Consider the following 8,582-nt stretch of genomic DNA (forward strand, 5'->3'; position numbering starts at 1 on the left):
ACGTGGCCGCGATCCCGCTCGCCATGCTCGGCCTGCTCAACCCCCTGATCGCCGGCGCCGCAATGGCGCTGTCCTCGATCTTCGTGGTCAGCAACAGCCTCCGGCTCCGCGGATTCCGCGGGCTTGACGTGGCCATTGACCCCTCTCGCTCCACGAGTACGGCAGCGGAGCGGTCGACTACCCACGCCTGATGGCCAGCGCAGCATCAGAGTGATCGCGTGATATCAGACCGGTGCGGCACCGCTCGACTTGGCGGGTGGTGCCGCACTCTCACGGATGACAAGAGCCGGACCGTCCGAGGCAAACCCTCGCCCGAGGGAACCCGCTATCAACCCCTCAAGTACCAAGAAAGCGCGATTGCCCACTCCGGCGAAGTCTTGTTTCACTGTCGTCAGCGCGGGACACCACAACGCCGAAAGCGGATGGTCGCCGAAACCAACGACACTGACCTCAGCAGGGACAGATCTTCCGCCTTCGGCGAGACCGCGCATGACTTCCATGGCGAGAACGTCACTGCCACAGAAGACCGCTGTGACGTGAGGCGAGCGGGCCAATTGGCGTCCAATGGCGCATCCCGAGTTCGGTTCTTCACTGGAATGAATGACCTCCGGAATCGCGGCCCCCGCTGCACGAAGGGCACGGCGCCAGCCCACGATCCGTTCGTCCTCATTCGGCGAGGCGCGAACGCCGACACAGTGCACCGTCGTATGACCGAGCCCCAGGAGGTAGGCCACGAGTTCCTCCGCTGCTCCAGAGTCATGCAGTGGAACGTGCGGTACGACTGTTTCGGGCGATCCTGCCGCAGCGACCGTGAAGATTCCTTCTGGGATTCGGTGGAGCGTGGCAACCCCTGCCGCATCGGAGGTGAGCACGATCACACCAGCAATTGCCTGGTCAAGGACGAGCGACAGAGACTGATCGATGCTGTCGTCGTCGGCATCGCCGACCGCGGTGAGGCTCATGAGGTAACCCGCTTCTCGGGCACTCTCCTCGATGCCTCGGATGATCTCCGCTTGTTCGAAGGCCAACGTGGTTCCGGCCAGTACCGCAACAATGCTGGCACGGCGGCTTGCCAAGGAACGGGCTGCTGAGTTCGGCCGGAACCCGAGTTCGTTAACCGCGGCGCGAACCCGCGTCAGCCTGTCGTCACTGACGCGTGCGGACCCATTGAGAACACGAGACACGGTCGCGATGGAAACGCCGGCCAGTCGAGCTACGTCATCGACTGTTGGATTGCTTACGTTGTTCTGGGACATTAGGCCCCACTTTAGGTCACACAAATTCAAGAACGCGCGCCAGCTCACTCAGGGAACCGTGTTAACAGAGACGTCGGTGGTTATCGGGCCCCGATTCCGGGAGCCCGTGTTCCCGGCAGCCGAATGGTGATTCCCGTTCCCGTTCCCGGCGCGGACGTCGCATCGACGGTGCCACCGTGCCCGATGACGAGTTCGCGGACCAGGGCGAGGCCGATACCCGAGCCGGACACGTGTGCCGCCTCCCGGCCCCGCCAGAGCCGGTCGAAGATGTGCGGGAGCTCGTCGGCGGCGATGCCGGGGCCGGTATCGCCGACAGCCAGTACCGCCCGGCCGTCGTCGACCGTCACGGTCACGGTCACGTAATCGCCCGGCCGGCAGTAGCGGGCGGTGTTGGCAAGCAGGTTGCCGACGGCCTGGTGCATCCGGTCGGCGTCTGCGCGCACCCAGGCCGGCCCGACCGGCTCCGCGATGATGGTGAGACCGGCAGCCCGCAGCCGCGGCTCCCACTCGGACAGGGCGGCGCGGGCGACCTGGGCGAGGTCGACGGCGGCGAGGTGCAGTGACAGTCCTGCCGTCTCGACCGCCGACAGTTCGGCCAGGTCCGCGACGATGCGTCCGAGCCGCAGCGACTGGTCATGCAGCCCCGCGAGGCTTTCGGGTGTCGGCTCCACGAGGCCGTCACGCAGTTCCTCCAGGCCGGCCTGAAGGGCCGCGAGCGGGGTGCGCAACTCATGGGCCACGTCCGCGGTGAGAGTGCGCCGATCACGATCGGAGCGGACGACCGCGTCGGCCATGCCGTTGAACGCGGAGGCCAGCTCGCCGAGCTCACCCGGAGCCGGCTCGGTGGCCCGAGCCTGCCGGTCTCCGGTCGTGAACGACCGGGCGGCATCCGTCATGGCCCGGATCGGGCGGACGAGCAGCCGGGTGACGAACCAGCTCGCGCCGAGCGCGATCACGAGGGCGACGACGGCGGCGACGGCGATCCAGGACCAGGTGACGTCGAACACGGTTGTCCCGGCCATCATGCCGAACGTCATCCGAACCGTGCCAACCTGGGCGCCGTCGACCATGACCGGTGCCGAGGCCACGGTCTGGCCCATAGCCGACCCCATTCCCATGCCCTGCCCGTCGGCGTTGCCGCCCATCATTCCATCTCTCGACTGGACAGGCGTACCCGTCATGTCCACCACAGTGAGCCCGGCGGATGCGGCGTCACCGATTGCGAGGGTGCGGCCCAGTTCCGCTGTCGCCCAGTCTCCGGCCGATCGATAAGCATCGGCGGCTGCTGCGGCCGCGGAGTCCGCGATCTGCTGTCGGTCGGCCTGCTGCGTGACCTGCACGCCTCGATCCACGCCGACCAGGGCGGCGACGCTGAGCACGAGCACCGACGACACGGCCACGAGTGCGAATGCGAGCAGGAGCCGGCGTCCCAGCGAGCCGAGGCCCAGGATCCTCATGACGGCTCGTCCTGACGGAGCGCAAGACGATAACCGACGCCGAGGACCGTCTCGATGATGTCGGCGCCGCCCGGCCCGAGCTTGTGGCGCAGATTCTTGATGTGGGAGTCGATGGTGCGCTCATACCCGGCGTATTCGTAGCCGCGCACCCGATTCACCAGCTCATACCGCGAGTAGACCCGCCCAGGAGCGGTCGATACCGCCGCGAGGAGTCCCCATTCGGTCGGAGTCAGGTCGAGCGCGGCGCCGTCGAGCCACGCCTGGTGGGCACTGTCATCGATTCGCAACCGTCGGCCGCCGTAGCTTGTCGGCCCCGTTGTGGTCGTCGAACCGCCATACCGATGTAACACGGCCTGCACGCGCAGCACGACTTCGTGGGGGCTGAACGGCTTCGTCACATAGTCGTCTGCACCGAGTTCCAGCCCCTGGATGCGGTCCTCCGTCGTGCTGCGCGCCGTGAGGACGATCACCGGGACGGTTCCGAGAGTGTGGATTTCCCGGAGGATGTCGGTTCCGTCGATATCGGGAAGACCCAGATCGAGGAGCACCAGCTCGCACGCGGACAGGAGGCGCAGTGCCTCCACACCAGACGTTGCCGTGAGCACCGCGAAGCCGGCTCGTTCAAGGTAGCGGCGAAGGATGTCGCGGATGTCACGCTCGTCCTCGACGACCAGCACGGTGGGCATACCTCACCCTAACGCGCGTCCTTTGGGCGAAGACTCCGTCGCCGCAAACCTCCACACCATCTCCACACGCACGCCAGTCGAACTGCACAGCGGACGCGCAGAGTGGGGAACATCAACCCACTCGATGGAGGAGAAACATCATGAGCAGGAGCATACTCACCGCTACCGCGATCGCTGGCGCGGCCGCGACGATCATCGGTCTCACCGGGCTGTCCGTCGGTGCCGTCAGCGCCATGAGCGGCAGGGGGCCGGATTTTGGTGCGGCGGCCGGATCGTCCTGCGCAACGCCACAGCTTGCTGGCACCGTCGTGAACGTGTCGCTGCGGAACATGGGGGGTTCCATGATGGGCGGCGACAACGGGATGATGGGTGGCAACACCGGGAACGGAATGATGCACCGCGGTGCCATGAATCTGAGCCTCGACCGGTCGAGCGTCAGTTCGGGAACCGTATCCTTCCTCGCCACCAATGACGGCAGCATCAGCCACGAGCTCGTCATACTTCCGCTCGTGGATTCGCACGTCGCGGGTAGCCGGTCGATCTCCGGCGAGCACAAAATCGACGAAACCGCCAGCCTTGGCGAGGCCTCCGCCACGTGCAAGGCCGGTGAAGGTACCGGTATCGCCCCAGGCAGCGCCGGCTGGGTGACCCTCGACCTCCCACCGGGACGGTACGAAGTCATCTGCAACCTGCCAGGCCACTATGCCGCCGGGATGTACCAAGAACTCACCGTCACCTGAAAGTGACGGGCTCAGCGGAAGCCGCGGAGACTCTCAATCAATCAAAACCGAACAAACGAAGGAGACAAAATGATGTGGGGCAACGGAATTAACATGGCGTGGGGTTGGCCGTTTGGGCTACTGGTCATCGTAGGCATCGTGCTGCTCGTTATTTGGGCGGTTCGCTCCGGTGGTGGCTCGGCGCAGCGCAACGGTCAGCAGGCGGCGTCGATGCCCGATGTGGGAGCCGCGCAGCCGAGCAAAGCCCGTTTGATTCTGGACGAGCGCTTCGCTGCTGGCGACCTGCGTGCGGAACAGTATCGGGAACAGCTGAAGGTGCTCGGTATTCCAACTCCCGGCGTCGACGAGGGCAACCGAGAGAATTAGATCAAGATCTCCTGTTCAGGAGGGCGCCCTTATGTTTTCATCGAGCGACGAGCTAGCGGCCGGCGTGAGCTATTAAGTGCCGACGCGGAGTATGGCGTAAAGGACGTCATAGCGACGTCGGGCGAGGGAGACGAGGGCGTGGTTGTGTTATTGCCTTGGGCGACCTTGCGATGGTCGTAGGTCCGTCAGACCGGATCTCGATGCGCGGTGAGCGCAGAGAAAAACAAGGCCCATTTGAGGATCCTCTTTTCGACGGGATGGGTGATAGCCATGGATGGATGTACCGGAGAGCCGGGTTACTGGGGCGAGTCCGGCGTAGGCGGCGAGTTGGATGGACCGCAAGCGTATGGCAGGGCCAGCCGTTTACGCGACGATGGCCCCATCCCGGGCGTCGGTCTTCGCTTCAGCAGTGTGGAGGTCCGCGATCCGGCATATGGTGAAGCCCGCCCGAACCCACGAGCACTTTGTCGGCCTGCGCGACACCGATCGGCAACGCGCCGATCGTGGCTGGTCGGTCCATGGTGAACAGGATCTGGCCGTGTCTCTTCTGCCGCCCGACCGGGTCCCGCAGCTTGGCTTCCTCGTTGGGCACGGCCTTGGCGAAAAGGTGCCTGCCAGCCCGGTTGAGGGCGACCGCACTGTCATGAGTGCTCCCATCCCTGGCTTCGCTAGCCTGGAACCGCGGCATCAGGTCTTGGCATCCAAATGGCGAACGGTCTGGGACGAGTCCCGACCCAGCCCCTCTCAGCGATCACTTGATGCCAGTCAGGCCCGGTTACAACGCCCGCACAGGTCACGCCGATTGAGGCTGCGAAGAAGACTACGAAGAAAGTAACGGGGCATAAGTGCCATTTACGGATGCCGCTTTCGAAGCTCAAATTGAATTCGCGCCCATTTGACCGTTCGATTTTGTCTTCGCGCTCTCCGTCCAGAGCCGCACCGACACGTAGAGATTTCTGCGCAACTCGGGTTCGCCCTTCGCTCTGTTTGCCGAGGATCGGCAACGCTTCACCTTAGACACGATTGGCTCGTTCCGGAATTGCCCGTTCAACTCGCTTCGAGCACCCCTACACGCCATTAAACGAGCGCGCCAGTAGAGGATCGTTCGGTTAACCACATGCGTGTGCGTGATACCAGCGCGAAACCCGCAGAGTCCCGACGAGCCATTGCTCTGGCACCTGTTCGAAACTAAGACTGAGGCACCGGGCACCTTTCTGCGTCTCACCTCACGTCAACTCCCGGGATAGCGCGTCACCGTCGACCAGCTGCCGAACACCATTGAGGAGCACAGACATCATGTATGAACTTTCAAGTCGCCGCCGAATGCTGCTGCGCAACATGGCTGTACTCACCGGGGTCGGGCTGGCTCTATCGCTCGGGATGGCGCCCGCGCAGGCCGCGATCACAGATCCTCCCACGGTCGTGAGTTTCACTTTTGATGATGGCAACGCAGACCAGATGGCCGCGCTGCCGATTTTCGACTCCGCCGGCATGAAGGGCACATTCTTCATCGCTACCGGTTGGATCGGCGCCCAAGATTACATGACCCAGGCTGACCTGGCCACTCTCAAGGCCGGAGGCCACGAGATCGGGGGACACACCGTCAGCCATCCCGACCTAACGCTCGTCCCAGCGGATGAGGTCACGAAACAGATCTGTCAGGGCAGGAATACCCTCGCCGGCTGGGGCTACCCCACCACGGACTTTGCCTACCCGTACGCGAGTCTGAACCCGGCCGTCTCCGCTGCTGTGCAAGCCTGCGGCTTCAATAGCGCCCGCAACCTCGGTGACACGTTCACGCGGTTTGGCGGTACTGCCGGTCTCTTCGCTGAGACGATACCGCCGCTGAATGCCTTCGAGACTCGTGCCCCCGACGAGATCGACTCAACGTGGACGCTCGCGGACCTGCAGAAGACTGTGACCGATGCGGAGACGGCGGGCGGTGGCTGGGTTCAGCTGACTCTGCACCACGTCTGCACCGGGGCATGTGACCCGCTGAATCTGACGATCACCCCGACGCTGCTCCAGCAATTCGTTGACTGGCTCAAACTCCGCGCCGCCACGAACAACACGACCGTCAAGACGGTCGCGCAGGTCATCGGCGGGGCTGTCAAGCCCCTCGTCACCTCGACCAACACTTTCCGCGCCGCTCCCGGCCCAGGCGAGAACGCTGTGCTCAACCCAAGCCTCGAGACGCCCGGAGCCGTTGGACAGACGCCGCAGTGCTGGCAGCCGGGTGGATTCGGTATCAGCACGAGGACGTTCAGTACCGTGACCGCCGCACACACAGGAACCGCCGCTGAACAACTGGTCGTGACAGGTCTGGTCACGGGAGACGCGAAGCTCGCACTCACGCAGGACCTCGGCACCTGTGCGCCGACGGCCACTCCCGGTCATACCTACTCGCTTCGGGCGTGGTACACCTCGACGGCCAACACGCAGTTCGATGTTTACTACCGAAATGCCGTCGGTGGCTGGATCTATTGGACGTCTGGTCCTCAGTACTTGCCCTCGACGACATATACCCAGGTGGCTTGGGACACGCCCCCGGTCCCGGCAGGATCCACCGGGCTCAGCTTCGGGCTCAACCTTATCTCGAATGGCACTCTGGTCACCGATGACTACGCCCTGTACGACACCGTTGGCGCACCGGCGACCGCCGTGACGTCTGCAATCCCCACCATTTCCGGAGTGCCTGGGGTCGGTCTGGTTCTCACGGCCCTTCCTGGCGTTTGGGCTCCGGCTACCGTCACCTTCGCATACCAGTGGTTCGTGGCTGGCGTTGCTGTCGCTGGAGCCACGACGGCAACGTACACGCCGGTACTGGGGGATGTCGGCAAGGCGGTGACCGTAACGATCACGGGCTCGCAGACGGGCCTGCCCTCGGTGGCAGCATCGAGCCCTGCGACTACCCCGGTTGCCCCGGCTGCCGCGGCCACCGTCGCACGGTTGTGGGGTCCTGACGCTTACGGAACCTCGGCGGCCGTGTCCGCGGGTTCATTTGCCGCGGGGGTTCCCGTGGCGTACGTAGCAACCGGAGAAACCTACCAGGACGCGCTGTCTGGTGCGCCTGCGGCGGGGGTGAACAAAGGGCCTGTCCTTCTCGTTCAACAGAACGGGATCCCGGGCGTGATCGCCGCGGAGCTGGCGCGACTCCGACCGGCTCGCATCGTCGTGCTCGGCGGAAACCTTGCCGTCTCGGACGGAGTGTTCGCGACCCTTTCAGGGCTTGCGCCGACGACCAGATTGTGGGGTCCTGACGCCTACGGCACGTCAGCCGCGGTATCGGCAGGTACGTTCGCCCCCGGCGTGCCGGTCGCCTACATCGCCACTGGGGACACCTACCAGGATGCCCTGTCGGGCGCGCCCGCGGCTGGCATAAACAAGGGGCCGGTCCTGCTGGTTCAACCGAACGGAATTCCAGGCGTGATCGCAACTGAGCTGGCCCGGCTTCGTCCCGCACGGATAATCATCTTGGGTGGAAACCTGGCCATTTCAGACGGTGTTGCGGCGGCGCTGGCAGGAATCGCACCGACGACCAGACTTTGGGGACCTGATGCGTACGGAACGTCAGCGGCCGTATCGGCCGGAACCTTTGCAACCGGGGTTCCGGTGGTGTACCTCGCAACTGGGGCCACCTACCAGGATGCTCTTTCGGGCGGGTCTGCAGCGGTCGTGAATGGCGGTCCAGTGCTCCTCGTCCAGCCGAACGGTATTCCCGCAGTGATCGGCGCCGAGCTAACGCGGTTGAAGCCAACGAAGATCGTGATCCTCGGTGGGAATCTGGCGATTTCCGATTCCGTCATGGCGCAGGCGCTATCGCTCGCAAAATAGGACGACCATTGTCGAGCAGCTGAAGAGCAACATTTTTGATGCCCAGGCGGTATCACCGTCTGGGCATTCCTCGAAGAAAATGATTTCGACATCTGTTGGGAGAGGGGTTGCGAACGTGGGAAGTGTGACTTCATACACGACTGCGTCGGGAAAGAAATATCGCGTTTGTTGACGCCGACCCAAAACAGGGCCAATAGTGCCGTTTGAAAACAGGACCACTATGTGTGTTTCTACTATGCCGTA

Annotated in this window: 9 protein-coding genes and 1 pseudogene; 4 read left to right on the top strand and 6 right to left on the bottom strand. The window is 64.1% G+C overall.

Annotated elements, in window-relative coordinates:
• Window positions 1-191: hypothetical protein (locus QN345_RS12450; RefSeq protein ID WP_323508698.1), on the top strand; the 191-nt coding region annotated here is incomplete at its 5' end.
• A 33-nt stretch (window positions 192-224) separates the two neighbouring features.
• Here QN345_RS12450 and QN345_RS12455 read toward each other — a convergent pair.
• The 3 genes from QN345_RS12455 to QN345_RS12465 all read right to left on the bottom strand — a co-directional run bounded on the left by QN345_RS12455 (window position 225) and on the right by QN345_RS12465 (window position 3,399).
• Window positions 225-1,256 carry a LacI family DNA-binding transcriptional regulator gene (locus QN345_RS12455; RefSeq protein ID WP_134564075.1) on the bottom strand — a complete coding sequence of 344 codons (1,032 nt, stop codon included), beginning with the start codon at window positions 1,254-1,256 and terminating at the stop codon, window positions 225-227.
• A gap of 80 nt (window positions 1,257-1,336) precedes the next feature.
• Complete coding sequence (locus tag QN345_RS12460) at window positions 1,337-2,713, bottom strand: HAMP domain-containing sensor histidine kinase (protein WP_322189582.1); 1,377 nt, start codon at window positions 2,711-2,713, stop codon at window positions 1,337-1,339.
• Window positions 2,710-3,399 carry a response regulator transcription factor gene (locus QN345_RS12465; protein WP_322189583.1) on the bottom strand — a complete coding sequence of 230 codons (690 nt, stop codon included), beginning with the start codon at window positions 3,397-3,399 and terminating at the stop codon, window positions 2,710-2,712. Before QN345_RS12465 ends, QN345_RS12460 begins: the two co-directional genes overlap by 4 nt.
• A 140-nt stretch (window positions 3,400-3,539) precedes the next feature.
• On the opposite strand from QN345_RS12465, the gene QN345_RS12470 reads away from it, so the two are divergent.
• The gene (locus tag QN345_RS12470) at window positions 3,540-4,139 is read left to right on the top strand and encodes a sulfocyanin-like copper-binding protein (protein WP_322136273.1); all 600 of its coding nucleotides are present in this window, start codon (window positions 3,540-3,542) and stop codon (window positions 4,137-4,139) included.
• A gap of 69 nt (window positions 4,140-4,208) precedes the next feature.
• A complete protein-coding gene (locus QN345_RS12475) occupies window positions 4,209-4,505 on the top strand; it encodes an SHOCT domain-containing protein (protein ID WP_322136272.1) in 297 nt (98 codons plus the stop codon).
• Between the two features lie 72 nt (window positions 4,506-4,577).
• On the opposite strand, the pseudogene QN345_RS20605 reads toward QN345_RS12475, so the two are convergent.
• Window positions 4,578-4,832 (bottom strand): annotated as a pseudogene (locus tag QN345_RS20605) (transposase); the annotation flags it as partial.
• 76 nt (window positions 4,833-4,908) lie between these two features.
• A complete protein-coding gene (locus tag QN345_RS20610; RefSeq protein ID WP_416173149.1) occupies window positions 4,909-5,097 on the bottom strand; it encodes a hypothetical protein in 189 nt (62 codons plus the stop codon).
• Between the two features lie 731 nt (window positions 5,098-5,828).
• Between QN345_RS20610 and QN345_RS12485 the strand changes: the two genes are divergently transcribed.
• Complete coding sequence (locus QN345_RS12485) at window positions 5,829-8,339, top strand: cell wall-binding repeat-containing protein (RefSeq protein ID WP_322140690.1); 2,511 nt, start codon at window positions 5,829-5,831, stop codon at window positions 8,337-8,339.
• On the opposite strand, the gene QN345_RS12490 is transcribed toward QN345_RS12485, so the two are convergent.
• On the bottom strand, window positions 8,322-8,582 hold a 261-nt coding region (locus QN345_RS12490), incomplete at its 5' end, for a hypothetical protein (RefSeq protein WP_323508138.1). The two genes, QN345_RS12485 and QN345_RS12490, sit on opposite strands and share 18 nt — an antisense overlap.

The sequence above is a fragment of the Cryobacterium sp. 10I1 genome (genome assembly GCF_035019805.1).
GTDB classification, from domain to species: Bacteria; Actinomycetota; Actinomycetes; order Actinomycetales; family Microbacteriaceae; genus Cryobacterium; species Cryobacterium glucosi.